This window comes from Geomicrobium sp. JSM 1781026, from assembly GCF_041949955.1.
GTDB lineage: Bacteria > Bacillota > Bacilli > Bacillales > Marinococcaceae > Geomicrobium_A.
In genome coordinates this window covers 57513-82132 of sequence record NZ_JBHFQF010000010.1, presented here as the reverse complement: position 1 = coordinate 82132, position 24620 = coordinate 57513, and the positions used below count along the sequence as shown (strand labels likewise).

Annotated in this window: 25 protein-coding genes and 3 tRNA genes; 3 read left to right on the top strand and 25 right to left on the bottom strand. The window is 44.5% G+C overall.

Going from position 1 to position 24620, the window contains the following annotated elements:
- Window positions 1–15: 15 nt before the first annotated feature.
- From yycI to ACE1TF_RS16830, 9 genes are all read right to left on the bottom strand, one after another.
- Window positions 16–876, bottom strand: coding sequence for a two-component system regulatory protein YycI (gene yycI, locus ACE1TF_RS16870; protein ID WP_042399599.1), 861 nt, complete (start codon window positions 874–876; stop codon window positions 16–18).
- Window positions 863–2197, bottom strand: a complete 1335-nt coding sequence (locus ACE1TF_RS16865; protein ID WP_042399597.1) for a YycH family regulatory protein — start codon at window positions 2195–2197, stop codon at window positions 863–865. Before ACE1TF_RS16865 ends, yycI begins: the two co-directional genes overlap by 14 nt.
- The gene (gene walK, locus ACE1TF_RS16860; protein WP_375018500.1) at window positions 2194–4035 is read right to left on the bottom strand and encodes a cell wall metabolism sensor histidine kinase WalK; all 1842 of its coding nucleotides are present in this window, start codon (window positions 4033–4035) and stop codon (window positions 2194–2196) included. The genes ACE1TF_RS16865 and walK overlap by 4 nt, the downstream gene beginning before the upstream one ends.
- Before the next feature lie 6 nt (window positions 4036–4041).
- Complete coding sequence (gene yycF, locus ACE1TF_RS16855) at window positions 4042–4746, bottom strand: response regulator YycF (RefSeq protein ID WP_042399589.1); 705 nt, start codon at window positions 4744–4746, stop codon at window positions 4042–4044.
- A gap of 209 nt (window positions 4747–4955) precedes the next feature.
- Window positions 4956–5031, bottom strand: a tRNA-Phe gene (locus ACE1TF_RS16850).
- Between the two features lie 9 nt (window positions 5032–5040).
- Window positions 5041–5116, bottom strand: a tRNA-Asp gene (locus ACE1TF_RS16845).
- Window positions 5117–5464: 348 nt separating this feature from the next.
- A tRNA-Lys gene (locus ACE1TF_RS16840) sits at window positions 5465–5540 on the bottom strand.
- Between the two features lie 212 nt (window positions 5541–5752).
- Complete coding sequence (locus ACE1TF_RS16835) at window positions 5753–7009, bottom strand: MFS transporter (RefSeq protein ID WP_375018497.1); 1257 nt, start codon at window positions 7007–7009, stop codon at window positions 5753–5755.
- Between the two features lie 95 nt (window positions 7010–7104).
- Entirely contained in the window at window positions 7105–7548 is a 444-nt protein-coding gene (locus ACE1TF_RS16830) for an ArsR/SmtB family transcription factor (RefSeq protein WP_238544599.1), read from the bottom strand.
- Window positions 7549–7708: 160 nt separating this feature from the next.
- On the opposite strand from ACE1TF_RS16830, the gene ACE1TF_RS16825 reads away from it, so the two are divergent.
- A complete protein-coding gene (locus tag ACE1TF_RS16825) occupies window positions 7709–8227 on the top strand; it encodes a GNAT family N-acetyltransferase (RefSeq protein WP_375018495.1) in 519 nt (172 codons plus the stop codon).
- 218 nt (window positions 8228–8445) lie between these two features.
- On the opposite strand, the gene ACE1TF_RS16820 is transcribed toward ACE1TF_RS16825, so the two are convergent.
- The 11 genes from ACE1TF_RS16820 to ACE1TF_RS16770 all read right to left on the bottom strand — a co-directional run bounded on the left by ACE1TF_RS16820 (window position 8446) and on the right by ACE1TF_RS16770 (window position 18879).
- Window positions 8446–9855 (bottom strand): NAD-dependent succinate-semialdehyde dehydrogenase, encoded by a 1410-nt coding sequence (locus tag ACE1TF_RS16820; RefSeq protein WP_375018493.1) that lies wholly within the window; start codon window positions 9853–9855, stop codon window positions 8446–8448.
- Between the two features lie 180 nt (window positions 9856–10035).
- A complete protein-coding gene (locus ACE1TF_RS16815) occupies window positions 10036–11325 on the bottom strand; it encodes an adenylosuccinate synthase (protein WP_042399581.1) in 1290 nt (429 codons plus the stop codon).
- A gap of 186 nt (window positions 11326–11511) precedes the next feature.
- Complete coding sequence (dnaB, locus tag ACE1TF_RS16810) at window positions 11512–12873, bottom strand: replicative DNA helicase (protein ID WP_375018490.1); 1362 nt, start codon at window positions 12871–12873, stop codon at window positions 11512–11514.
- 29 nt (window positions 12874–12902) lie between these two features.
- The gene (gene rplI / locus ACE1TF_RS16805) at window positions 12903–13349 is read right to left on the bottom strand and encodes a 50S ribosomal protein L9 (protein ID WP_042425750.1); all 447 of its coding nucleotides are present in this window, start codon (window positions 13347–13349) and stop codon (window positions 12903–12905) included.
- Entirely contained in the window at window positions 13346–15313 is a 1968-nt protein-coding gene (locus ACE1TF_RS16800) for a DHH family phosphoesterase (protein WP_375018488.1), read from the bottom strand. Before ACE1TF_RS16800 ends, rplI begins: the two co-directional genes overlap by 4 nt.
- Before the next feature lie 12 nt (window positions 15314–15325).
- A complete protein-coding gene (locus tag ACE1TF_RS16795) occupies window positions 15326–16267 on the bottom strand; it encodes a YybS family protein (protein ID WP_042399578.1) in 942 nt (313 codons plus the stop codon).
- Window positions 16268–16432: 165 nt separating this feature from the next.
- Window positions 16433–16660 carry a 30S ribosomal protein S18 gene (gene rpsR / locus ACE1TF_RS16790; protein WP_042399576.1) on the bottom strand — a complete coding sequence of 76 codons (228 nt, stop codon included), beginning with the start codon at window positions 16658–16660 and terminating at the stop codon, window positions 16433–16435.
- Window positions 16661–16680: 20 nt separating this feature from the next.
- A complete protein-coding gene (gene ssb, locus ACE1TF_RS16785) occupies window positions 16681–17181 on the bottom strand; it encodes a single-stranded DNA-binding protein (protein WP_042425742.1) in 501 nt (166 codons plus the stop codon).
- A 33-nt stretch (window positions 17182–17214) separates the two neighbouring features.
- On the bottom strand, window positions 17215–17502 hold the full coding sequence (gene rpsF, locus ACE1TF_RS16780) for a 30S ribosomal protein S6 (RefSeq protein ID WP_042399573.1): 288 nt from the start codon (window positions 17500–17502) through the stop codon (window positions 17215–17217).
- A gap of 388 nt (window positions 17503–17890) precedes the next feature.
- Window positions 17891–18376 (bottom strand): hypothetical protein, encoded by a 486-nt coding sequence (locus ACE1TF_RS16775; protein WP_375018485.1) that lies wholly within the window; start codon window positions 18374–18376, stop codon window positions 17891–17893.
- A gap of 11 nt (window positions 18377–18387) precedes the next feature.
- Window positions 18388–18879, bottom strand: a complete 492-nt coding sequence (locus ACE1TF_RS16770; RefSeq protein ID WP_375018483.1) for a nuclease-related domain-containing protein — start codon at window positions 18877–18879, stop codon at window positions 18388–18390.
- Between the two features lie 566 nt (window positions 18880–19445).
- On the opposite strand from ACE1TF_RS16770, the gene ACE1TF_RS16765 reads away from it, so the two are divergent.
- Window positions 19446–19982 (top strand): PadR family transcriptional regulator, encoded by a 537-nt coding sequence (locus ACE1TF_RS16765; protein WP_375018481.1) that lies wholly within the window; start codon window positions 19446–19448, stop codon window positions 19980–19982.
- Window positions 19967–20425: a DUF4188 domain-containing protein gene (locus ACE1TF_RS16760; protein ID WP_375018479.1), complete on the top strand. Its 459-nt coding sequence runs from the start codon at window positions 19967–19969 to the stop codon at window positions 20423–20425. The genes ACE1TF_RS16765 and ACE1TF_RS16760 overlap by 16 nt, the downstream gene beginning before the upstream one ends.
- Here ACE1TF_RS16760 and ACE1TF_RS16755 read toward each other — a convergent pair.
- The 5 genes from ACE1TF_RS16755 to ACE1TF_RS16735 all read right to left on the bottom strand — a co-directional run bounded on the left by ACE1TF_RS16755 (window position 20416) and on the right by ACE1TF_RS16735 (window position 24619).
- Window positions 20416–21330 carry a phosphotransferase enzyme family protein gene (locus tag ACE1TF_RS16755; protein WP_375018477.1) on the bottom strand — a complete coding sequence of 305 codons (915 nt, stop codon included), beginning with the start codon at window positions 21328–21330 and terminating at the stop codon, window positions 20416–20418. The two genes, ACE1TF_RS16760 and ACE1TF_RS16755, sit on opposite strands and share 10 nt — an antisense overlap.
- A complete protein-coding gene (locus ACE1TF_RS16750; protein WP_375018475.1) occupies window positions 21323–22108 on the bottom strand; it encodes a DUF4037 domain-containing protein in 786 nt (261 codons plus the stop codon). The genes ACE1TF_RS16755 and ACE1TF_RS16750 overlap by 8 nt, the downstream gene beginning before the upstream one ends.
- Before the next feature lie 59 nt (window positions 22109–22167).
- Entirely contained in the window at window positions 22168–23268 is a 1101-nt protein-coding gene (gene ychF, locus ACE1TF_RS16745) for a redox-regulated ATPase YchF (RefSeq protein WP_042402306.1), read from the bottom strand.
- A gap of 23 nt (window positions 23269–23291) precedes the next feature.
- On the bottom strand, window positions 23292–23492 hold the full coding sequence (locus ACE1TF_RS16740) for a DUF951 domain-containing protein (protein ID WP_042402305.1): 201 nt from the start codon (window positions 23490–23492) through the stop codon (window positions 23292–23294).
- 101 nt (window positions 23493–23593) lie between these two features.
- Window positions 23594–24619, bottom strand: a complete 1026-nt coding sequence (locus tag ACE1TF_RS16735) for a YkvI family membrane protein (RefSeq protein ID WP_042402303.1) — start codon at window positions 24617–24619, stop codon at window positions 23594–23596.
- Window position 24620 lies beyond the last annotated feature (1 nt).

Sequence of the window (24620 nt, the reverse complement as noted above, 5' to 3'; positions counted from 1 at the left end):
ATATTCCCCACCCTATTATTCATCACTGAGCGACTCATCTGACGTGACCCGTCCACTATCGGCATTCACAATATAAAAATCACCAAATGGAGGATCCTCTTCATATACATCATCACTCGCTCGAATGCGGTAGACCGGAATGTATACGGCCCTTTCACCATCTGTATTGGCACTATAATAGGCAAGCTCTACATCATGAATCGTCGCATTTCTCGTCACGACCTGTTCGTCGATTAACGCCTCAATTGCATCTGCCGCTGTAATTAATTCCAGCTCCTCAAATTCTTCTCTCACATCAATGTTAAGAAACTGTTGTTCTGCAACTGTAATTTCTCGACTCTCATTCACGGTAATGACGAGGTGAGCATTGCCTCCACTCCCATAGAGTGTATACCCTTCATGGTCACGGTAGAAATTCATTTCGACGTTGTCTGTGTTCTCCGCATTTGCCATTCCACCAAAGCTGTAATACTCACCTTCTAATATTTGCTCTTCAACAAACGCGTTCACGCTACTAAATAAGCCGTCATCGACAGAAAAGTTAGAGCTAAGAATTAATGTTAATTCAAGAGACCCATCTACAATATCTTCATCCAAGTCTTCAAACCAAGAATTACTGCCATAAAACTCTTCCACAATATCATAGGAAACAGGTGCTGTTTCTACAATTAGTTGCGGCAAGTTCTCGTGTTCGGGTAACTCTGCATCGATGACGATATTCTCCGTCTCTACGAGCTCTTCAAAAGTTTGTTCATTCTCGTTTTGCTCACTTAAAATATTTTCATACGATTGCTTATCAACGAGTTGGTAAGCGAGGAAAGTATTCAAGAATAAGAATGTCACAATAAAAATCGTTTTTGTTCTACTCCAATCCATATGAATCCTCCTCCGAACCAAAGTCGATCGGCTGCCAAACATTGTTTAACAACACATACCATTCAGGCTCGAAACTGATCGTCTCGGTAATGCCTTGCTCTCGATGAATTGTATACCCGACACGAACGTCCGTAATTTCTTCTCGGTCTTCGCCTATACTCTCCCAAACTCTTTCACCGTGTGGCAATTGCTCAGACGAAGCAAGCTCACTTTGAAACCTTCCAAGTGTATACAAAGGCCTCGTATAATTGGATATGACTTCATTGTAGCTTCTCATTACATTGATATAGCCGTCATTTGAAGAATCCAATACCGGCACTCCGTCTTCGACGAGTCGGAAACGAGCATACTCATCTTCCTCTACATTTGCGCGGTCAGACCCATACCCGTAAAGCTGATATTTCTCAGTGAATCCTCCGTGCAAGTTTACGTAATTAATCGCATCCTGGACAATTTGGTCAGGGTTTTCCGATTGGGTGACAGGTACCGTCACATCTGTAAACTCCAAAAAGTCGTTGTTGCTGCTCACCGTCATTTGTTGAGAACTGCCAATGTAAATACTCTGTTCTGACACTGGAATCGGCTCTTCATCGAACAATAACGGCTCAAATGCAGCTGGTGAAATGTAGTCTGACGTCTCAATTTCATAACTTCTGTTCGTATAATATACAGGTTCGATCGGTAAATAAAGAGGCTTATCTAAGCGCTCCCCCGTGCCTCCAGCCAGTTCACTGTACACCGGGTACACATTATCCACCTCATAGTTGTATAAATAGTTACTTCGAAATACTGATGGGTTAATGTTCACCCGAGCTTCTACAGATTCTTCGCCATCAAAGGAAAGATAACGAATGACCGTATCTTCTTGATTTTCATAGAGAATAATTCGTTCAAAAGAGGTATCGGTATCCATTAACAAATCCGCATCTTCATTGAGGAGTTGTTGGACCAACTCAGGTGGAATGCCAGTTGGAAAGCTCAGTTCAATAAAATCTGTGTCCGGATACAAATCCAAAGAAGAATTCGGATTCTCAATAACTTCAAAATCTGATTGACCATGACTGTTCAAGTCATCGAGAAGCCTCTCCGTTTCTATACTGTTATTTCCATACGTCATAAATCGTTCGTCTTCGACATGGTAAATAATGTTTGCTGGCTTAATGATGTCATCGGTTGCAGCTGTTTCACCGATACTCTCTGTTGTGTATCCCCCTTCATCAAGAACTTCTAGGTTCGGTTGATACGTCCATAGTTGCCATGTAAGCAATAAACTGGAGAGGATGAGAACAATCAGCACCCCTGACTTGATTCGTTCTGTCACGAGCTCCACCCGCCTTCACTGAACGTTGTATATGGTAAACGAATGGTAATCGTCGTTCCTTTTTTCCATTCACTACTCACAGCAATCGTTCCACCGTGAGCTTCTACCATTTCCTTGGCAATCGCAAGCCCAAGACCTGTTCCACCCAAGTTACGAGCACGGGCTTTGTCGACTCGATAAAAACGCTGAAAAATCTTGTGTAAATTCTCTCTTGGTATGCCCATTCCTTCGTCTTGTACGTAGATAACGGCCCCTTCTTCTTGCAAGTCTGTACCAACCGTAATCGTCCCACCATCAGGGGAATATTTAATCGCATTGGAAATAATGTTATCAATCACTTGTGTCATTTTGTCACGATCGATTTGAATGCGCACTGGATAAGGTGGGAGTTGACGCTCGAACCCAATGTTTTTGTCTTTAACCATCATGTCAAATCGGTCCAACACTTCATGGAGCCAAGCGATAAGGTTATAGTCGTATTTATTAAGGTGTATATCATCACGATCCATTTTCGAAAGCTGCAACAAGTCATTTACGAGACGGATCATCCGCTCCGTTTCCGTTTGGGCAACACCTAAAAAGCGTGGCGCAAGCTCAGGATCTTCCAGCGCACCGTCTTCTAAAGCTTCCATATAACTCTTTAGTGTCGTGAGTGGTGTTCTTAACTCATGGGACACATTGGAGACAAACTCACGACGCTCACTAGCAATCTTCTCTTGTTCAGTCACATCATGAAGAACGGTAATAAGCCCGGTTATCGGCCCGTCTTCATGGCGAATCACACTGAAGTTCGCTTCCAACAAATACGTGCTTTTTTCATCACTAAAATCAAGTATCATTGAATCCGAATAGTCATAGAGCTTACTCGGGGTTACTTGATCCGATAGTTGTAACAAGTCCGGTAGCAGTTGACCCATTGCTTCGTCACTCGACATAGACAGAAGAATTTCAGCTTGGCGATTCAAAAGAATGATTCTCCCTAACTCATCTGTAGCAATAACCCCGTCCGTCATGTGCGAAAGTACAGAGCTTAACTTACGACGTTCACCTTCAGTTGTTGCATTCGCTTCTTTCAAACTAAGCGTTAGCGTATTAAACGACGTTGCCAACTGTCCAATTTCATCACTACCGTACACACGAACTTGTCGGCTAAAATCGCCGTCACTCATTCGTTTCGCTTGCTTTTGCATATCCAATACCGGTCGCGTAATCGTTCGCGAAAGAACGATACCGATAATCGCTGTAATCACAAGGGCAATGACCGCACTCCACGTAAAAATCGCATTAATTTCAGTCACCTGTTCATACGAGTCTTCTAGCGACGCACGAATTTGGACAACCCCGATAATTTGATCGTTGTTGCCTTCTATTTTTTCTATAATGACGCGCGTACGATCCCCGGTATCAGGATTCATGTATGTTTCAGCTTGTTGCTCATGCCCAAACAAAGCTCTTGAGATTTGTATGTCTGTATTCCGTTGCCCGACTAACGATTGTGCTGCTGAAGTAATGATCGTCGCATTGCTATCCACCACTTCTACATGCTCATTCGGATCCCCAAACAATAGATCAACTTGTTCATTCATTTCTTGACGCACTTGGGTTTGAGGGTCGACTTCATCATCATCGGAACGATTTTCCATCATAATCTCCGCCGCGTTATTCGCAAGCAGACTACCCCGATCGTCGAGGTAGTCGTTATAGTTTTGGATCGTTTGGCTTTCTAGAGAGGTCATAAACGTCGCACCGATAATTTGCGTCGCAATGAGCAGCAAAAGCACATAAATCGCAATTAACTTAAATTGGAAAGACTTAAAGAAGTTAAGGATTTTCTCCATGCAGCATTACTCCTGTTCAGGATGACGCAAATAATAACCTACACCCCGGCGTGTAATAATCCAAATTGGGTAGCTCGGGTTGTCTTCAACCTTTTCACGTAACCTCCGCACGGTCACATCGACGGTACGTACATCCCCAAAGTAGTCATATCCCCACACCGACTGAAGTAAATGTTCGCGGGTCATCACTTGTCCAATATGACGAGCCAAGTAATGAATGAGTTCAAACTCTCGGTGCGTAAGCTCGATTGGCTCACCGCGCTTTCGAACGAGATACGCTTCTGGGTCAATCGTAAGTCCGCCAATTTCCATTTCCCCGCTCTTTTGCTTATCTTGCGCAGGCGCAACTTGCAATCGGCGAATGTTCGCTTTCACACGGGCCAACAGCTCCCTCGTGCTAAATGGCTTCGTTACATAATCATCGGCGCCTAGCTCTAAACCTAACACCTTATCTATTTCTGAGTCCTTCGCTGTCAGCATAATGATTGGCATGTCATAGTTCTTCCGTACTTCTCGACACACTTCCATGCCATCGCGATTCGGCAACATAATGTCCAGGAGAATAAGATCTGGCTGGAAAGACTCTACTTTATTTACAGCCTCATCGCCATCATACGCAACCTCTACTTCAAATCCTTCTTTCTTTAAGGAAAACTCTAGTATATCTGCAATTGGTTTTTCATCATCAACCACGAGTATTTTTTCGTTCATGTCACAATCTCCCCGATTCTCGTAGATTTGTTTATTGGAGCCCCATTTATATGAACGCTTGTCTACTTATTTGTCCGTCTCTATTGTAACACAGCCATCCAAATCCCCGATAAAAAAACCCTGAATCATAAGATTCAGGGTCTAGCTTAACGCTGTTTCATAAATGTCGTAAGTGATTTGATTGAATATACGAATGACAGACAATCAAATGGTGGCTCGAGACGGAATCGAACCGCCGACACGTAGATTTTCAGTCTACTGCTCTACCGACTGAGCTATCGAGCCAATTATAAATGGCGGGCCTGACGGGAATCGAACCCGCGATCTCCTGCGTGACAGGCAGGCATGTTAACCGCTACACCACAGGCCCCTATTATTTAAAATAAGCGGCGGATTTCTTTGTCAGCTTCCTTCCCTCACTCGAGTCGTGTACGTTGTACACTCACTCGTTCAGTCAGTCGCTTCCGCGAACTCCTTGCTTCTTTTAAATACTATTTGTTTTAAAGAATAAGCGGCGAATCTCTTCGTCAATTTCTTTCGTTCGTTCGAGTCACGTACGGTGTACGCTCACTCACTCGCTCAATCATTTCCTCGACCTTCTTGCTTCCTTTTCAAAATCGAGTATAAAGCGGCGGATTTTTCAACCACTTCGTTCTTACTTCGAGTTACGTACATAGTACGCTTACTCTATTGTAAGATGAAGTTGGCAATATGTAAATGGTGAGCCATGGAGGACTCGAACCTCCGACCCTCTGATTAAAAGTCAGATGCTCTACCAGCTGAGCTAATGGCTCTCGTTTCTTAATGAAAGACAAGATTTATCTTAGCATGTCTATTTCTGTTTTGCAACGGTTTTTTTAAGTTTATGCAGGAAATCAATGATCGACCTCGAAGGTGCGAGAAACAACCTCTTTATTCTACCATAAATTCGCGTTTCACTCCCCCTTCGGACACTTCTTATTTGAATGGGCGGTGAACATTATCATTATGCCCACCGCATCGGTTTCTATCCGAGTTGAAATGTTTCTGGAGTTAAGTCTTTCACTGCAGGGATTTTTTTCATGGTGCGATTAAACGTCCAAATAACCGCTACAATTAACATGATGATTCCACTAAATAGAATGACTGCATCGCTTGTGAGAATCGCTCCGACAGAACCACCGAGCAATGCCCCGACTGGAGCTATTCCCGCAGATATTCCCATGACAGCAGCCATTACGCGACCAAGCAAATGACTCGGTATCGCGGATTGGATAATGACTTGTGAACTGACATTAATAATGCCAGCAGGCAACCAAGCCAAGCCGAAGAGAAGAATCGATACCCATGGGTTTGGAATCATTGTGAGCACGACCATGCAAACGCCATTAATCGCAATCACTCCGGCATACAACCGCCCTACTTTAATGCGGTCAAGCTTTAACACCGATACGAGTGCGGCTCCGACAATGACGCCAATTCCCGCAGCTGATAAAAATAACCCGTAATATTCTGGTCCACCATGTGCGGCACTGAAAGCAGGGAGAACGGCAAACATGCCCGCACCTGCTAGATTGACGAAAACAACGCCGCCGAGTAAATTCCTGAAAAATGGGTGCATTAAAACGGTGATGCCTTCTTTTAATTGGCCGATGTAGTCGGTAACCATCGATCGTGCCGATGGTTTTTCTGAATGTTGCTCTACTATTTTTGTGAAAGGGATGCGAAGCAACATAAGTAACGCGGCCGATAACAGAAATGTGAGACTGTTTATGTAGAAAATCGCTATCGCTCCAACAACTGTAAGCAACAGGCCAGCAATCGCATTAAAGAGGGCATCTGTACCTTGATAAGCAACCGCAAATAATGAATTCCCTTTCGTTAACTGCTCTTTTTTCAAAATTTTCGGCAATAATGAGAGCTGCGTAGGATACAAAAATTGATTGCAAAGTGAAACAACAGGCATGACCGTTAGAACAACAGCGATCGTAAGAATGCCAAAAGCATGTGCCACGGGAACGATGAGCAGTAATACGACTTGAAGCATTTGTGTGCCTACGAGCAGGCGTTTCACGTGAAATCGATCAATCATCGGTCCGAGCAGAATTTGCAATATCGCAGGCATTTGCGTCAAGAAAAGCGCCAATCCTGTATAGAAGGTTGATCCGCCAAGTTCGTAAACGAGCCACATCGCCGCGACCGAGTACAAACTGCTTCCGACGTTTGATAAACTTCGACCAAGTAACAAAATGACAAAGTTAAAATTTTTCAGAATTTGTTTCATATAAAAAAACCTCCTGAGTGATTGAATTTATTCAGTCAAAATAAATTGACCGTTCGGGTAAAATGAACGTCTATGGCTGAAAAGACATAGACGGTTTAGCTTTTCGGTGTCCAGCTCATGCTAATCGTAAACGTTTCCCCTTCATCTTTGGCGTATCGCTTTCGGCCTTCGTCGATCGCGTCTGATACGTGAGTAAGAAACTTCTGACGGGCTTCATCATCCCCACGAAATGATGCGCTTTTATACCCGGTCTTTTCACCACCCGAGCCTTCAACAAAGTTAAGCAATTGTTCATCAACAAGAAAGGATAGGGCGACAGGCTGATAGAACTTTTGTAAAATTCCGTTTTTCTCTTCCCGTTTCACAATATGGATAATGCCATTTTTCTCAAGTTCGTTCAGATGATAGTGAATCTTTGAACGAGACAGATCCAATTTTTCTGCAAGCTGTTGTCCGGTAATCGGTTCGGTGCCAAAGTGCGTGAGTAGATTCCCTCGAAACGGATCGCTCACAGCTTTTAATTGTGCGTACTTCGTCATTATGAACACATCTTTCATTTACTCATCATGCCTTTCTCACTCCGTCAACTTTATTTGACTGTATTATATACGATCGCAAAATACGTTGTCAATATGTTTTCAGAAAATTCTTCTACACTGCTCGCGTTATAATGATACGTGCAGAACAGGAGGACAACTGATGATTCGCTTAGCACAAATGGAAGACCTTTCTGGCATTGTATCGATTGCCAAACGAGCCGTTACACAGATGAACGACGAGGGTAGTGACCAGTGGAACGATCAATACCCAACACTCAAACACTTTGCCACTGATATTACCAATCAAGAACTGTATGTATTTGTTGAAGAACGTATTGAAGGATTTATCGTCATAAATCAAGCATTTGCCACTGAGTACGATGAGCTCACATGGACCGATCTTCATAAAGATGCCATCACGCTACACCGACTCGCAGTGAATCCAGATACGAGAAATCGCGGGGTGGCTGCTGCACTATTTACGTATGCTGAACACGTCGCGCTCGAGCGAGGGCACACTTCGATAAAAGTCGATACGTACTCCTTAAACACGAAAGCTATGCGACTATTTCATAAGCTCGGCTATACAAAAGTCGGCGAACTGCTCACGGAAGCTCGGAGCGAACCGTTTGTGTACTACGAGAAAACGCTCGGACAAGCAGACGCTGTTGGATTGTAAGGCGTTGGGGGAGGCTCACACAGGCTCCCCTATACGCCTTCATAGCGGTTCAAACGATTGTATGAACGTTCGATACAAATCCGCTTCTTTTGATGGACACAACAAGGATGGCCGGTTTAGGCAACGCAACTTCGCTCTGACATGATAAAACGGATGCCGAAGCAGCTTGTCGGCATCCGTGTCGAAGTCTCTACTACCTTTCTATAAAGAAGCACTACTTATAGCTTTAAAGAGATATACTTTGTTTCAAGATACTCTTCAATCCCGTGGTGGCCGCCTTCTCGGCCAATACCGCTTTGCTTCCAACCACCAAATGGCGCTTGCGCAGTTGAAGGGCCACCGTCGTTCAATCCAACAATACCGTACTCTAGCTCTTCGGTCAGTCGCACGGCTTTAGCGATGTCACTTGTGAACAAGTAAGCAGCGAGACCATAGATCGTATCATTCGCACGTTGTATGGCTTCTTCATCGGTCTTAAATGTGGAAATCGGTGCGAGAGGCCCAAATGTTTCTTCATTCATACACGCCATCTCTTCGGTCACACCTGAAACCACGGTAGGCATCAAATAGAGCCCGTCCTTCTTCGTTCCACCCGTAACGACCTTTGCCCCTTTTTGTTTCGCATCTTCAATATGCTCAATCACTTTATCGACCGCTTCTTCATTGATCATCGGTCCGATATCAACTCCGTCGTCCAATCCGTAGCCGACTTTCAACTTCTCTACGCCAGCTTTCATTTTTTCCACAAATTCTTCTTCAATGGCTTCCGCGACATAAATGCGGTTTGCGCACACACACGTTTGTCCAGCATTACGGAACTTTGAAGCAATGGCCTGCTCTACAGCGTTATCAACATCAGCATCTTCGAGCACGACAATCGGCGCGTGACCGCCAAGCTCAAGTGAAATCTTTTTAATGTTCTTTGCTGCACCTTCCATTAACGTTCGTCCGACTTCTGTAGAACCGGTAAACGTCAATTTGCGCACGCGATCATCATTTTGCCATACGTTTGATATGTCGCTCGCTTTTCCTGTAATCACATTGACGACACCTTTAGGAATGCCTGCTTCTTCTGCTAAAGCCGCAAGTTTCAACGCCGTCAGCGGCGTTTCTGTTGCAGGCTTAATAATCACCGTACAGCCGACGGCAAGTGCTGGAGCAATCTTACGCGTAATCATCGCTGCTGGGAAATTCCACGGTGTAATAACGGCAACAACACCAACAGGCTGTTTTGACACGAAAATTCGTTTATTCGGTGCAGAGGCGGGAATCGTTTCCCCGTACACTCTTTTGCCTTCTTCTGCATACCACTTAATAAACGAATTGGCGTACGTAATCTCACCTCTAGATTCTTTTAGCGGCTTGCCTTGTTCTTTCGTCATCGTTCTTGCCAATTCTTCGTGATTGTCTCCAATGAGCGCATGCCATTTCTCAAGCTTTGCTGACCGCTCCTCTGCAGTGAGTGACTTCCACGGTTGTAACGCTTTTGCTGCCGCATCCACGACTGCTTCCGCTTCTTTTTGCCCGCCTTTTGGAACGGTGTCGACAACTTCATTATTTGCTGGATTGATGACCTCGATTTGTTCGAGTTGGTCACCTGTCCATTCACCATTAATTAGAAATTTCATACCGTTGCCCTCGCTTTCTTGTTGTTTGTAACGCTTTACCCTCTATCACCCTACTAAGAAACTTCAAAAAAGTAGACCAACCACTCTTACTTTTAGTATAAACCAAACAGAACATTCTGACACAAGACAACTCTAAAAAAATACACCCCATAGACTCATCTATGAGATGTATGTAAATTCTTATAATCCCCAAACACCGCGAACTTCGTTCGTTTGCGTGCGGTCAGGACCGACTGAAAATACACTGAGCGGAATGTTTGTCAGTTGCGACACACGCTCCGCATAGTGACGGGCGTTTGCTGGTAAGTCACCTAACGTCTTCGCACCGGTAATGTCTTCGTGCCAACCGGGCATTTCTTCATAGATTGGCTTACATTTTGCCAAAATGTTCAAGCTAGCTGGGAATTCTTCAAGACGTTCCCCTTCGTACTCATACGCTGTGCAAATCTTAACTGTATCAAGACCACTCAACACATCAAGACAGTTCAAGGACAAGTCTGTAATCCCACTCACGCGTCTCGCATGGCGAACAACGACTGAGTCAAACCAGCCAACGCGGCGAGGGCGGCCGGTTGTCGTCCCGTATTCGTTGCCGATGTCGCGAATGCGATCCCCAATTTCATTCGTCAATTCTGTCGGGAACGGACCATCCCCTACGCGTGTCGTATACGCTTTTGAAACGCCAACGACTTTATGGATCTTTGAAGGCCCTACACCCGAACCAATCGTCACCCCTCCAGCAATCGGATTCGACGACGTCACAAACGGATATGTGCCTTGATCAATATCGAGCATGACTCCTTGCGCGCCTTCAAACAAGACACGCTTTCCTTGATCAATGCGATCGTTCAACACGACAGACGTGTCACAAACGTACTTTGCAAGCTGCTGACCATACGCATAATACGTATCTAGAATTTCTTCTACCGTAAACCCTTCTGTTTCATAAATCTTCTCAAGTAGACGGTTTTTTTCGATGAGATTTCTAGAAAGCTTCTTCTCAAATTCTTCTTTTTCTAATAGATCAGCGATTCGAATCCCAACGCGCGCGGCTTTATCCATGTACGCGGGACCAATGCCTTTCTTCGTCGTACCAATCTTGCTCGCACCTTTGCTTTCTTCTTCCACAATGTCTTGCTTAATATGATACGGAAGGATCACATGCGCGCGGTTGCTAATTCGAAGGTTGCTCGTATCCACACCCCGGTCTTCAAGGCCTTTCAACTCTTCCACGAGCGCTTTAGGATCAATAACCATGCCGTTTCCAATCACACACGTTTTATTTTTATAAAAAATCCCGGAAGGTACCAAGTGCAATTTATAAGTCTCTCCGCCAAACTTAATCGTATGACCGGCGTTGTTTCCCCCTTGATATCGGGCAACGACTTCCGCATTCTCCGATAAATAGTCTGTAATCTTCCCCTTGCCTTCGTCTCCCCATTGCGTGCCTACGATAACGATGGATGACAAAAGACTCACCTCTTCCAGTAGGATAATTGTTCATTATTTATACGTTTACCGAAGTTCATTTTAGCAAAATAACCCGAATAGGTCAAAGTAAATCCGAACATTAATTTATAAATATCTATATTCATTCGTATTACAGAACTCCAGACCCGTCATCAATATAAAAAAAACGAAGAGCTGAACTCTTCGCTAAGCCCCAGGGGGCGCCATATTTTCGTCGTGCCTTCGGTCAAGGTTGACGAATTTATTGTATTCTTTAATAAACGCAAGCTCCACACTGCCTACCGGACCGTTACGTTGTTTCGCGATAATGATTTCGATCATATTCTGATTTTCGGCGTCGTGATCGTAATAGTCTTCTCGAAATAAAAAAGAAACGATATCAGCATCTTGCTCAATACTTCCTGATTCTCTCAAGTCACTCATCATCGGTCGTTTATCCTGTCTTGATTCCACACCTCTGGATAGCTGAGATAGCGCGATAACAGGTACGTCTAGTTCTCTCGCGATTGCTTTTAAGTTCCTTGAGATCTCAGAAACTTCTTGTTGGCGGCTTTCTGTGCCACGGCCTTGGATGAGCTGTAAATAATCGATTAAGATCATCCCGAGTCCGCGCTCTTGTTTGAGTCGGCGGCATTTTGCGCGAATATCAGCGACGGTAATCCCTGGGGAATCATCGATATAAATGCCTGCTCGAGAAAGGGAGCCCATCGCCATCGCCAACTTCTCCCAATCTTCTTCGATGAGCTGACCGGTACGCAGACGAGTTCCGTCAATGTTCCCTTCGGCGCAGAGCATCCGTTGTACGAGCTGGGATGCCCCCATCTCCAAACTAAAGATCGCAACATTTTCATCGCTTTTCGTTGCAATGTTTTGGGCAATGTTCAAAGCAAATGCCGTTTTCCCCATTGAAGGTCTTGCGGCAACGATAATGAGGTCACTTCTTTGAAAGCCTGCTGTCATCCGGTCCAAATCTTGAAAACCGCTGGAGACCCCGGTGAGGGCGTCCCCACGTCCTTGTAACATTTCAATGTTGTCATACGTCTCCATCAGCACATCTTTAATGGACACAAACGCCCCTGACGTTCTTCGGTTGGAGACTTCCAAAATCATGCGCTCCGCATCACTTAACACATCATCAACTTCGTGGTCGGATTCATAACCATCCGATGCAATAGAAGTCGCTGTACGAATGAGGCGGCGAAGTAACGACTTTTCTTCAACAACCCGCGAATAATGAGACACGTTGGAAGCTGTCGGGACCGCATTGGCAAGGTCGGTCAAATAAGAGACGCCACCTGCTTCTTCAAGCCAATGACGATCTTGAAGCTCTGATGTTACCGTAACGAGGTCAACAGGCTCCCCTTTATCAGACAACTCAACCATAGCTTCAAAAATTCGCTGATGTGACGCCCGGTAAAAATCTTCCGGGCGCAACCGTTCTGAGGCGGCTACGAGTGACTCTTCTTCCAGAAATATTGCGCCGAGAACCGCTTGCTCAGCTTCAATATTTTGTGGTGGCAATCGGTCTTCCTGCCATTGTTCGGACACTGTAACCCCTCCTTCCTCGATTTCTCACTTCACTTTTGTTCTTTGACGTGGATATTAACTGTAGCAATGACTTCCGGGTGAATCTTAATCGGCACTTTCGTGACACCGAGCGTGCGAATCGGATCATTGAGCTCAATTTTTCTTTTGTCGACTTTAAAACCTTTATTTTTCAAGGCTTCATTGATTTGCTTCGTCGAAACCGCTCCAAATAGCCGTCCACCTTCACCAGCTTTTGCGGTCATCTCAATGTCTGTCGCTTCCATTTTCTGCTTCATTTCCTCAGCAGCTTGCCGTTCTTCCTCAACCTTTTTGTCATCGCTTTGTTTCTTTGCTTTAAGATCTTTAAGGTTGCCTGAAGAGGCTTCTACAGCCAAATTATTCTTTAAGAGGAAGTTACGAGCATACCCTTCGGATACGTCTTTAACCTCGCCTTTCTTCCCTTGTCCTTTTACGTCTTGATTAAGAATGACTTTCACTTTGATGTCCCTCCTAAATATTGATCAATGGCTTCTTTAAGCATGCTTTCAGCTTCAAGAAGTGTGGTGTCGTCCATTTGTGTCGCGGCATTTGTAAGATGACCTCCACCGCCCAGCTTCTCCATAATAACCTGTACGTTCACATCTCCTAATGACCGGGCACTTACGCTTAACCGCCCATCCGAACGATAAGAGATGACAAACGATGCCCTCACATCATTCATTGTGAGAAGTGTGTCGGCCGCTTGGGCAATGAGCACTTGATGATAGCTCTGATTCTCCTCACCACGCGCAATCGCCATGCCATTTCCATAAATCACGGAACGGGAAATGAGCTTAGACCTTTCATTATAGTTCTCTAAGTCCTCTTTTAAGAGCAATTGAACGGCTGTTGTGTCGGCACCGTTCGCTTTTAGGTAAGATGCCGCTTCAAACGTACGTGAACCTGTGCGAATACTGAAATGCTTCGTGTCGACCATCATTCCGGCTAGCATAGCAGTTGCTTCAAGGGCGTCCATCTTCACTTTGTTCGGCTGGTATTCAAGAAGCTCCGTAACAAGTTCTGAAGCTGATGAAGCATAGGGCTCCATGTATACAAGAGCAGGATTTTCAATAAATTCCTCACCTCGACGGTGATGATCCAGCACAACGACTCGGTGCACTCGTTCCAACAACTTCGGCTCAATAACGAGCGACGGTTTGTGCGTATCCACGACAACGAGCAATGTTTGCTTTGTAAGTTGTTCTAACGCTTCAGCTGGAGAGATGAATCGCGACCATAAATATTCGTGATTTTCCACTTCATCCATGAGCTTTTGCACATCAGGGCTTACATTTTCATTGTCAACGACGATATAAGCGTCTTTATCATTCACTTCAGCAACTTTCAATACACCAATACTCGCACCAATCGCATCCATATCTGGCGTTTTATGGCCCATGACAATCACTTGATTACTTTCCCGAACAAAATCACGTAACGCATGAGAAATTACACGTGCACGCACACGCGTTCGTTTTTCAACGGCATTTGATTTGCCTCCGTAGAAACGAACTTGACCACTCTTTTCCTTGATCGCCACTTGATCGCCACCACGGCCTAACGCTAGGTCAAGCGACGATTGGGCGAGAGAGCCGAGTTCACGCATCGTCCGCTCTCCTGTTCCAATACCGATGCTTAGTGTGAGAGACACTTGATCTTTAGACGTTTCTTCGCGAATTTGATCAATGATTTGAAATTGATTTGTTTCAATCTCTGATAATGCACGCTGATTAAAAACAGCGACAAACCGGTCATCATCCGTACTTCGGAGCAAAATATCATGTTCATTCGCCCATTGATTCAATAAGCCTACAACTTTGTTTCGTAGAGAGCTCGTCACTTGATCTTCAAGGCTTTGCGTGACTTCATCATAATTATCGAGAAATATAATGCCAATAACCGTTTTCTCTTCGTTGTAACGCTCTTTCGTTTCAACCGTCTCGGTCATATCAAAGAAATAGAGAAGCCGTTCATTCGGTCGCTCGTATACGTAATGCTCAAGATCCCCTAGTTTTAGTCGATGTTCCTGACTTTTATCTTCTAAAAGAATGGGCAACTCTGACGAAATAATAGACAACGGATGTCCGAGGTACTCTTCTGGCAGCAAGTCGTGGATATACGGATTCACCCATTGAATGTTGTAGTTTTGATCATAAAGAATAATTCCTACTGGTAGGTTCGTCACTGCCTCTTCACCGGCTCGATTGACACGGTGAGTCAACGTGGAGATGTACTGTCCGAGCTCTTTTTGATAATTGGATTGGATATAATAGTACAAGACCCCAAGAAGAACAATGACGACATATCCAATAACAGCTAGAATCCATTGGTAAAATAACAAAGCGGTAACACTGACCGTCAGTGCCACAAATAAAAGGATGGTCGGATACAAGTACCATTTATAATGTGTGACTTTGGGCAAACTGATCAACCCCTACTTCTTATCAGACTTAATGCGACTCCGCAAATCAAAACCGAGATCGATAATCCCTAGCATTCTGACAAGGAAACCAACAAATGGTACCAATAGAATCGACACTAAAATGAGAATCGGAAACGCTCTAGAAATATTTTTCACATGAGCAAAATAAAACATGACGGCCGCACCTTGAATAATCATGGCAACTTCAAGGATAGGAGATACATTTGCCATAAAGATGTATAGCCCCGATCCTGGATCACTATAGCTAATCAAGCTAAATACAATCCCGATCAAATATACCCAAATGAAAAATGTCGGCAATGACCACGTACGAAGCGGTGGAAATCCAAAATTCCCTTTAACAAAACGGCGTAAAATCGGATGAGCGACAACTTGAGTTAAAAATGCAAACACAACCCCCGTAAAGATCATAATGAGCGCTGAGTATTGTGGAATCATTTGTGCCATTTCACGATATAGCGTGAGCGCTTCTTCATTCACATCAGCGCCAACAGCCGTAATCAACTGCTCCGCCGAATTCGTCGATTCAATCATAATGTCGACCATCGCTTCAAATGGATGCACTTGAAGAACGAGGTTCGAGAAAACAAAAAATACGATGATTGATAGTACATAACTTACACTACCTGCAAACAGCGTTTGAAATGGTCCTTTGCCTCGTGCATAACTCAATCCGGTCACATACCCACCGATACCAAAAATAAGGATGGCTGGAAGTGCCAACACCGAACCGATCAGGAAACTGACGAGCGCTGCAACAACGAGCACAATCGCACCCGGTTTTGCACCGTGTCGAACCGTATAAATCATAACAGGTAATGGCAAAAACCATATGGTAAAGAGGGCAATAAGCGGTATGTATAATAGCGCGATAAGAACTGCAAACACAGCAACCATCACTGCGCCTTCAGTTAATCTGCGTGACTGATTCATTTCTTTTCGTAACCACCCATCTGCCTAACGAAGTCTTTTCTATTCGATAGCTTTCACTGATCTATTGTAGCCCATTCACCCATAAAATGAAAGGCGTGCACCTTCCAACGAAAAAGAGCCACCCTCTCCATACGATTGGAGGTGATGGCCCTTCTAGTCATCTGCTTATACTTCTTTCGCGTAAGGAAGAAGTGCTGCTTGACGGGAACGCTTAATTGCGATTGTCAATTTACGTTGGTATTTCGCAGAAGTACCTGTTACACGGCGTGGAAGAATCTTCCCACGCTCAGATACAAACTTACGAAGCAGATCCACATCTTTGTAATCGATGCGCTTGATCTTATTTACCGTGAAATAACATACCTTTCTACGCTTGCCTCTACGACGTGCCATGTGGTCTCGCTCCTTTCATATTAGAATGGTAAATCGTCATCAGAGATATCAATCGGTTTTCCGTCATTGGAAAACGGATCGTCATTTAGGTTAGATGATTGTCGTTGCGGTTCTTGGTTGTAGCCACCTTGATTGTACTGGTTTCCACCTTGGTAGCCGCCGCCTTGATCATAACGACCGCCGCCTCCAGAGTTTTGTGAGCCACGTGGCTCCAGAAACTGTACGCTCTCAGCTTGCACTTCCACAACTTTCACGCGCTTGCCTTCTTGATTTTCAAAGCTACGACTTTGAAGACGTCCGTCAATGCCTGCTAAGCTGCCTTTTTTCAAGTAGTTCGCAACATTTTCAGCCTGTTTTCTCCAAACGACGCAACTAAAAAAATCAGCCTCACGCTCGCCTTGTTGGTTCGTAAACGGTCGGTTAACAGCAATGCTGAAATTCGCAACCGCTACACCGTTCGGCGTATAACGAAGTTCCGGGTCGTGCGTGAGTCTGCCGACAAGTACAACGCGATTAATCATGCATAACCCTCCCTTTTATTTTGTTCTATTCAATTAGTCGTCATCTCGAACGACAAGTGTACGGATTACATCATCAGTAAGCTTCACACGACGGTCAAATTCATTAACCGCTACAGTTTCAGCTTGTACTTTCAAGATCACATAATAGCCTTCAGTGAAATCGTTGATTTCATAAGCAAGACGACGTCTTCCTTTATCATCAACAGATGTGATTTCAGCACCATTGTCAGTAAGGACTTTTTGAAAACGCTCGTTCGCCGCTTTCACAGCCTCTTCATCCAATTGTGGGCTAAGAATGTAAAGAATCTCGTAGTTACGCATTCTAGTCACCTCCCTTTGGTCTAAACGGCCCTTACATGTGTAAGAGCAAGGAGCTATAAAAAAGGGACAATCCCATTTCTTAACTCGCAATATCCTATTTTAGCAGGAAAAGGTGGAATACACAAGAGGGAATTAGACTGGCGTTACGGGGTTGTGTCGGGGTTGACGAATCAGGGATGTTTTTTATTTCGAGGGGGTGGTTGGGGTTGATCGTTGTGGAGGGCGGGGGCTAAGTGGGGATTTTTACTAGATGGACGATTGTTTTGGTTAAAAATCCCAACACACAACTGGCTATGATGGAATTTACTAGCTTTATGTTGGGATTTTTAATTTATAAGTGACGAATTCAACCTATAAACCCCACATAGACACGTTTATGAGGGAATTCTCACGTTTGTGGCATCCTTAATTTGTATCTCATATGCTTAGACTTGCCTATTCGGTTAACAGAAGCACTTAATAATAACTCTCTTACATAAAATCGATCCGCCACCTCTAAAAATTCTCGCGCTTCATGATTCGTAATTATCCGTTTATGCAGCATTCCATAATCATGCAATCCCCTCAAGTAGGGTTCGCGCTCAAGATTACCGCATTCTGAACAAATCCAATACGTATGCCATTTTTCTTTTTGAAGTGTGTAACCGAAACAGTGCAAACAATACATTCCTTTTTGAAGATCTTCGAAAGTAAGCCCAAAAGACTTTAGCGGTGACAACCATGCCGGTGTATGGTGCTGCATCATCACATGGGCAAGCCGGTACATTTCTTTTACTGAGATCTGGTCATGACTGTCGTGAAAATTCAACTCTTTCATTTTGGACACAACGGCGTCGCCGCGCCAAACGCGTTCGCGAATAGTTGTTTTGCACACCTCAGATACACTTAAAATTGTCTTGTTTGATGTGAAAACGACGCGGCTGAATACTGGGAAATGAGCGGGTAAGTTGTGGAATTCAAGAAAGGTTTTAAGAGGCGTTCTTGACGTAGACACTGCTCAAGGGGGTTCGAGAAAATCTCAACATTTGTGTCTTCGCGCGTGAATTGGTCATGGTCGCCAAAGTGAACGAGTCCATGAATGTGTTTGACTTCGAGGATGAGCACATAGCGAGTGGTGAGCACGACGACATCCATTTGATATGCAGATTCGTCTACGAGGCGTACGTTATGGAGCAACAAATGAGTCTCAGCACTACCTGCCAAACTTTGCAGGTAAAAAAACAGCTGCTTTTCTCCGGCAAAACCTGCCTGCGCGCGCCGAAGTTTTCCTTCTACCTCCCGAACAGTGCGGGCGTCACCTGGCGGCACCCTGCGAGTTAATGCTTCTAAAATCCAAACTTGTTCAGGCTTACGCAGTTCTTTCACAATATCAATCATAAATCCCCTCCTTTATACCTTTATACCTAATTTAGTTCGCCAATGTGAGACATTTTCCTGCAACGATAAAAAATTATTCGTTACGCTCACATAAACGATGCAATCTATTACTGAGATCCTTCATATTTCCGCCATTTAATGCTGGAAACGCAATCGATTGCGTGAGCAAGTTGAGTACGTGGCTGTTTTAGAAGAATCGATCGTTGGTTGCTGTTCTTTTAAACGAAAGGCAATGACACTGAGGAAGATGGGCAAAACAAGACCCAAGGCGGCCTATAGCACGGAAATCTCCCCCATTGAATCTGATATGGTGGGATTTTCATCGTCTTACGAGGTATATCGTTGAAAATCTTACCTTTGAAACTAGAAATCTTCCCATAGCCAGTACTTATCCGATTGCCCCTATATAATTAATCATTTCCTCCTTCAAAAATCTCATAGCCGCTTTCCCCACCTACGCCACTCTATAAAAATGATTTCTTAGTCTCCACCGAAAAATATTTGACTTTTTCGAAACCTCCATATATCTTTAAGATACATATCACAAAGATATATGGAGGTTGCTAGTGAAAACGGAAACGAAATGGATCATTCTTGGCATTTTGACGACCGGCTGTCAAACCGGTTACGAGATCAAAAATTTGATGGATGCGAGCTTTCAACATTTTTGGAAAATGAGTTATGGGCAAATTTATCCTGCATTAAAAGTACTCGTCGAGGAGGGGTATGCGACACAATCGGTTGTGAGAACTGAAGGCGCCCCGGAAAAGAAGCAATACACGATCACACTTACAGGCAGGCGCATGCTTCATCGGTGGCTCGAGACGCCGATCCATGATACAAGTGTCGTGAAAAACGAATTGCTCGTAAAGTTGTTCTTCGGAACCGAAATGACGAGGCATCAGGCAGTCGCTCATCTAGAGGAACAAGCGGAGCTTCTACAAGCAAAACTTGACGTTTATGAACAAATTGAAGCGAATATTTGCAACAACGACGAATCAGAATTTTGGATGTACACCTTAAATTACGGCAAAGAAATCGCACAAGCTGAACTACTCTGGTGTCAAAAAACAAAGGGGGAAATCAAATGCAAAAGCGAGTAACGGCAGATCATGACGGGGACATCGTCGTATTTATTATCGGGATGAGGGTAAATAAATGGTGGAATATAAAAAGCTGGTGGCCCGTATTCATGGCGATGCCACCGATGATGAAAGAACTGTATACTGACCGTTCCCTTGGCTTCTTATCTCACGACACAGCTGTCAGCGGGCGCACCATTGTGTTGACACAATATTGGGAAAGCACAGATCAGCTACTTGATTATGCGCACGGGCACACCCATAAAAGTGCTTGGATTGACTTCTACAAGAAAGCCGCCAAAAGCGAAGCCGTCGGAGTGTTTCATGAGACGTATGACGTGCGGGCAGGCGCTTACGAATCCGTGTATTCGCGCATGGGCAAGCCCCGCGGTCTCGTCAAAGCAACTGCTGAGCGCTCCCTCGCTGACGATTCTTCTGCAAAAGCACGTCTCCATTATTCTTGATTTAGAATGTTCTCTTTCATTTTCGCCAAAGCTTGTTTCGTCGATGGTTTTAACTGTTCGGGCGTGAGCACATCGTAGAAATACAAATAAGAGTAGATGCGCCGATACGATAAGAAAAAATCAATCCACTGCTCCACATCTTCACTCATGTGTGTTTCCATACGGTACCCTTTTATAAAATGGGGCTTGAAAAACTGTCGGTACGTGGAGGCATCAATGCCTCCACGAAACTGGCCGTGCTCGGTGGCGTGGTAAATGGGAATCGCCACATCATAAGCGAACCAACTTAGGCGAAGATCGCCAAAATCAAGAACTGTCATTCCGCCGTCACAGATGAGCAAGTTCTCATGATGCAAGTCATGATGGACAAGTCCATACACAGTCGCATCTTTAGGAAGGTTCTGCAACTTTTCCATATAACTTTGCCATTTTTGTTGGATCTCTTGATCAATACCGATCGTAAACTGTCGGTGCGAAATATCATGATCCCATGCTAGCGGATATGACTGAAACACTTTTGTATGCCTCTTTGCGATTTCATGTAACCTCCCGAGCACTCGCCCAAACTGTTGAATTTGTAGCGGTTTCTGTTCAAACCCTTCGAGAGGCTCTCCCAATACAAACTCTGTAGCCATTACGTACAAGTGCTCCACCGTTTCAACCGTCATGCCATTCATTGAACGAATCGGTTTTGGCGTACGCACACCCTCTTCACGCACAATCTCCATGACATGCGCCTGCCTACGTAAAGCGTCCACATCTTCACTGTCTTTTTTGAAAAATTTTAACACGATATCATTTTGACGACTTAAAAACACATTGTTGTGAAACCCTCCGATACATCGCCAATGATCAGGACTCGCACCAAACAATCGGGCAGAATGTTCAATTATTTTGTCATTCATAAGCGCCCCCGCGAGTCAACTGTTCCACTTCTGACCACAAACATTCAAGCTCACGGACGGCCTCTTGTAACGGAAGGGTGTACAACGAGGCCAGTCGCTCTTCAAAACCGTCTGGCTTTCTTGTCATTTCCTTTATGATCAGTGAATTCCACTTGAAATACGGATGCTCAACATAACGGCCGTTCACAGCATACACAAGCGCCAACATTTGGCGCTGAACATCCCCCATTACTTGCCGTAACACAAACCAATCCCCTCGTTGAAAGAGCGCATCGCGATGGTTCCACGTATTTGAAAGCTTGCTAAAACGGGCGATCATCACGTTTTTCAACCCTTCCGGGTAGCACATCACACGCTGTTGCAAATGATGAAACCATTCCTCATTTCCAAGTGCAATACCATCTTGAATACTGGAAATAAGCCATTGTTTATCGATGGCAGGATCATACTGGACGAGCACGTCCTCAATCGTTTGCATCGCGTATTCTGTTAAATAATGACTCATCTCAATCTTCAGTCCGTTTATTTCATAACTTTCTGACCATTCATTTTCTTCAAATGGATAGAACTCTAGTAACGTCCCCTTATGCACACCGATCGGCTTTAACCGGTCATCGTCTGAAGGTGGTTTTTTCCAGAGCACATTGAGTTCAAGATCCGAATCTTCGTCTGCTCTACCTCTAGCCACCGATCCACCAACGAGCAGAAGCTCAGCATAAGGAAGGTGCGTATCGTACGTATCGGCAATGGCTTTTGCTACTTCCATAAGCGTTTCCATCATAACCTCCAATTAAATAAACCAAAAACCATCGTGACGATGGTTTTTGGTGAGCCTATTTACACGTTAAAGCGGAAATGAACGACATCGCCATCGACGACGACGTATTCTTTTCCTTCGAGTCGTACTTTTCCAGCGTCTTTTGCTTTCGTCATCGTGCCTAATGCTTTTAAGTCTTCATATGCGACGACTTCCGCTCGAATAAAGCCACGCTCAAAATCAGTATGAATGACACCTGCTGCTTGTGGCGCTTTCGTACCTTGGCGAATGGTCCAAGCACGAACTTCTTGCTCGCCGGCTGTGAAATATGTGGCAAGTCCAAGCAGTGCATAAGCCGCTCGAATTAAACGATCCAGCCCCGCTTCTTCAATGCCGAGGTCTTCGAGGAAGCTTTGTCGGTCTTCCCCTTCAAGCTCTGCCACTTCTGCTTCAATGCTCGCGCAAATTGAAATGACTTCTGAATTCTCTTCAGCGGCTCGTTCCTTCACCTTCGCGACGTAGTGATTGTCAGATCCCGCAAGCAAATCTTCTTCACTCACATTTGCGACATACAAAACAGGTTTCAATGTTAAAAGTTGAAAGCCTTTTGCCATTTTGCGCTCATCATCATCTAAATCAACTGAACGCGCTGGCTTTTCGTCTTCTAATGCACTTACAATCTTTTGGAGTACGGCTTGTTCTTGAAGTGCCACTTTATCTTTTGTTTTTGCGAGCTTATTTACCTTTTCTAGCCTTTTGCTCACGGTTTCAAGGTCAGCTAGAACGAGTTCTAAGTTAATGATTTCCATGTCACGGAGCGGGTCAACACTGCCTGATACGTGCGTAATGTCATCATCATCAAAACAGCGGACGACGTGGGTAATAGCGTCTACTTCACGAATATGAGAAAGAAACTTGTTCCCAAGTCCTTCTCCTTTGCTCGCCCCTTCAACAATACCTGCAATATCAGTAAATTCAAATGTCGTCGGTACCGTTTTCTTCGGGTTCACAAGTTCAGTTAAGACGTGCAAGCGCTCGTCCGGCACTTCAACAATCCCGACGTTAGGGTCGATCGTTGCAAACGGGTAGTTTGCCGCTTCTGCCCCCGCTTGTGTAATTGCATTAAAGAGCGTCGACTTGCCGACATTCGGCAAGCCGACGATGCCTGTAGTTAAAGCCATCGTACTGCCACTTCCTCTCAGTCTTAATCACGTGGTGCAACTTCTAGAATGCGCTTCATTTTACGGGTGAATGTTTTGCGCGGAATCATGACGCTATGATCACACCCGAGACACTTAATCCTTACGTCCATGCCCATGCGGATAATCTTCCAACGATTCGTCCCACACGGATGAGGCTTTTTCATTTCCACGACATCGTGTAACCCAAAACCTTGATCCGACAAGTCGTTCACCCTCCTTATCTATTAGAAAACTAGTGTAAACATAGAAAAGCTTCCGAGTAAACGGAAGCACTCATCAGTATACCATATTTGTCTGGTATATCCTACCGAAGCCGATGGTATCGATCATTTAAAAACGGGTAGAGTAACACCGAACCGAGCAAGTAAAGATTTAACATCCCATATAGTGGATACAAAAAGGCAACGAGCGTAGAAAAGCCAAACGTCGTCATCGGGAGTAGCGGTAGTAAAATAACAATCGTTAACAGCCATCCTGGACTGCTGAGCACGTGACGAAACCGACTGATGAGACCGAGGATGTTTGCGGCAGCTGTCGTAAAGATCGCCGTCCATAAAAGGATTGTCATCGCAATGACGAGTAAATACGGGTAATTACTTAAAATGGAGAACAAAGGAATTTCGTAAAGAATGATATCATCAGCCACTTTTAAGAGGGATTGGTTGTATAAGTAACTCACTCCACCGAGAATCAGTCCGCTGCCAATTGTCGCAATCCACACTTCTCCTGGATGCTCAATTTTTGTGCCAATGGCCGACAACACCGCAACGATTGGCAATAAATTTAATGCGGTAAACGTAATTGCAGACGGCCAGTTCGATTGGGAGCCCCACTCTAGCACAAACCCGCCCTCACTTGACATTTGAAAGAAAATTAAGATGACGATCAATACAGCAATCAATGCCGGTGTCAAAAAGTTGTTTACCGATGTAAGCCCGTCCAAGTCCCAGATGAATAACACCGTTAACAAAATACACATAAGCGCAATGCCGAACCAATATGGAAGTTCAAACGTTTCCAATGTTGCGCCCCCGCCAGAGATCATAATTCCCGTCGTTAAAAATAAATATAAAATAATTAACTTGTCGTACGCTTTTGAAAGTCGTTTACCGAGAAGTGTTTCCAGCACGACTACGTAATTTTCTGCCCGCAGTGAGATGCTTAATTTAAGAACCGTATAAGAACAAATCATAAAAAGCATGCTGAACAAAATAATCGCAACACCGCTATCTGCACCGAAAAACTGCCAAATCTCTCGACCAGACGCATAACCGGCGCCAATCATTGTTCCTGTAAGTAAAAGCATCCATTTTAACCCTCTACCGACCATT

Bases quoted from the DNA above. Each gene is read 5' to 3' on its own strand.
- ACE1TF_RS16795 (WP_042399578.1), bottom strand. From the start codon at position 16,267: ATGAATCAGTCACGCAGATTAACTGAAGGCGCAGTGATGGTTGCTGTG.
- rpsR (WP_042399576.1), bottom strand. From the start codon at position 16,660: ATGGCACGTCGTAGAGGCAAGCGTAGAAAGGTATGTTATTTCACGGTA.
- rpsF (WP_042399573.1), bottom strand. From the start codon at position 17,502: ATGCGTAACTACGAGATTCTTTACATTCTTAGCCCACAATTGGATGAA.
- ychF (WP_042402306.1), bottom strand. From the start codon at position 23,268: ATGGCTTTAACTACAGGCATCGTCGGCTTGCCGAATGTCGGCAAGTCG.
- ACE1TF_RS16760 (WP_375018479.1), top strand. From the start codon at position 19,967: ATGCAAAAGCGAGTAACGGCAGATCATGACGGGGACATCGTCGTATTT.
- ACE1TF_RS16735 (WP_042402303.1), bottom strand. From the start codon at position 24,619: ATGGTCGGTAGAGGGTTAAAATGGATGCTTTTACTTACAGGAACAATG.
- ACE1TF_RS16755 (WP_375018477.1), bottom strand. From the start codon at position 21,330: ATGAATGACAAAATAATTGAACATTCTGCCCGATTGTTTGGTGCGAGT.
- yycF (WP_042399589.1), bottom strand. From the start codon at position 4,746: ATGAACGAAAAAATACTCGTGGTTGATGATGAAAAACCAATTGCAGAT.
- ACE1TF_RS16830 (WP_238544599.1), bottom strand. From the start codon at position 7,548: ATGACGAAGTACGCACAATTAAAAGCTGTGAGCGATCCGTTTCGAGGG.
- ACE1TF_RS16825 (WP_375018495.1), top strand. From the start codon at position 7,709: ATGATTCGCTTAGCACAAATGGAAGACCTTTCTGGCATTGTATCGATT.
- ACE1TF_RS16835 (WP_375018497.1), bottom strand. From the start codon at position 7,009: ATGAAACAAATTCTGAAAAATTTTAACTTTGTCATTTTGTTACTTGGT.
- walK (WP_375018500.1), bottom strand. From the start codon at position 4,035: ATGGAGAAAATCCTTAACTTCTTTAAGTCTTTCCAATTTAAGTTAATT.
- ACE1TF_RS16820 (WP_375018493.1), bottom strand. From the start codon at position 9,855: ATGAAATTTCTAATTAATGGTGAATGGACAGGTGACCAACTCGAACAA.
- yycI (WP_042399599.1), bottom strand. From the start codon at position 876: ATGGATTGGAGTAGAACAAAAACGATTTTTATTGTGACATTCTTATTC.
- ACE1TF_RS16750 (WP_375018475.1), bottom strand. From the start codon at position 22,108: ATGGAAACGCTTATGGAAGTAGCAAAAGCCATTGCCGATACGTACGAT.
- ACE1TF_RS16770 (WP_375018483.1), bottom strand. From the start codon at position 18,879: ATGATTGATATTGTGAAAGAACTGCGTAAGCCTGAACAAGTTTGGATT.
- ssb (WP_042425742.1), bottom strand. From the start codon at position 17,181: ATGATTAATCGCGTTGTACTTGTCGGCAGACTCACGCACGACCCGGAA.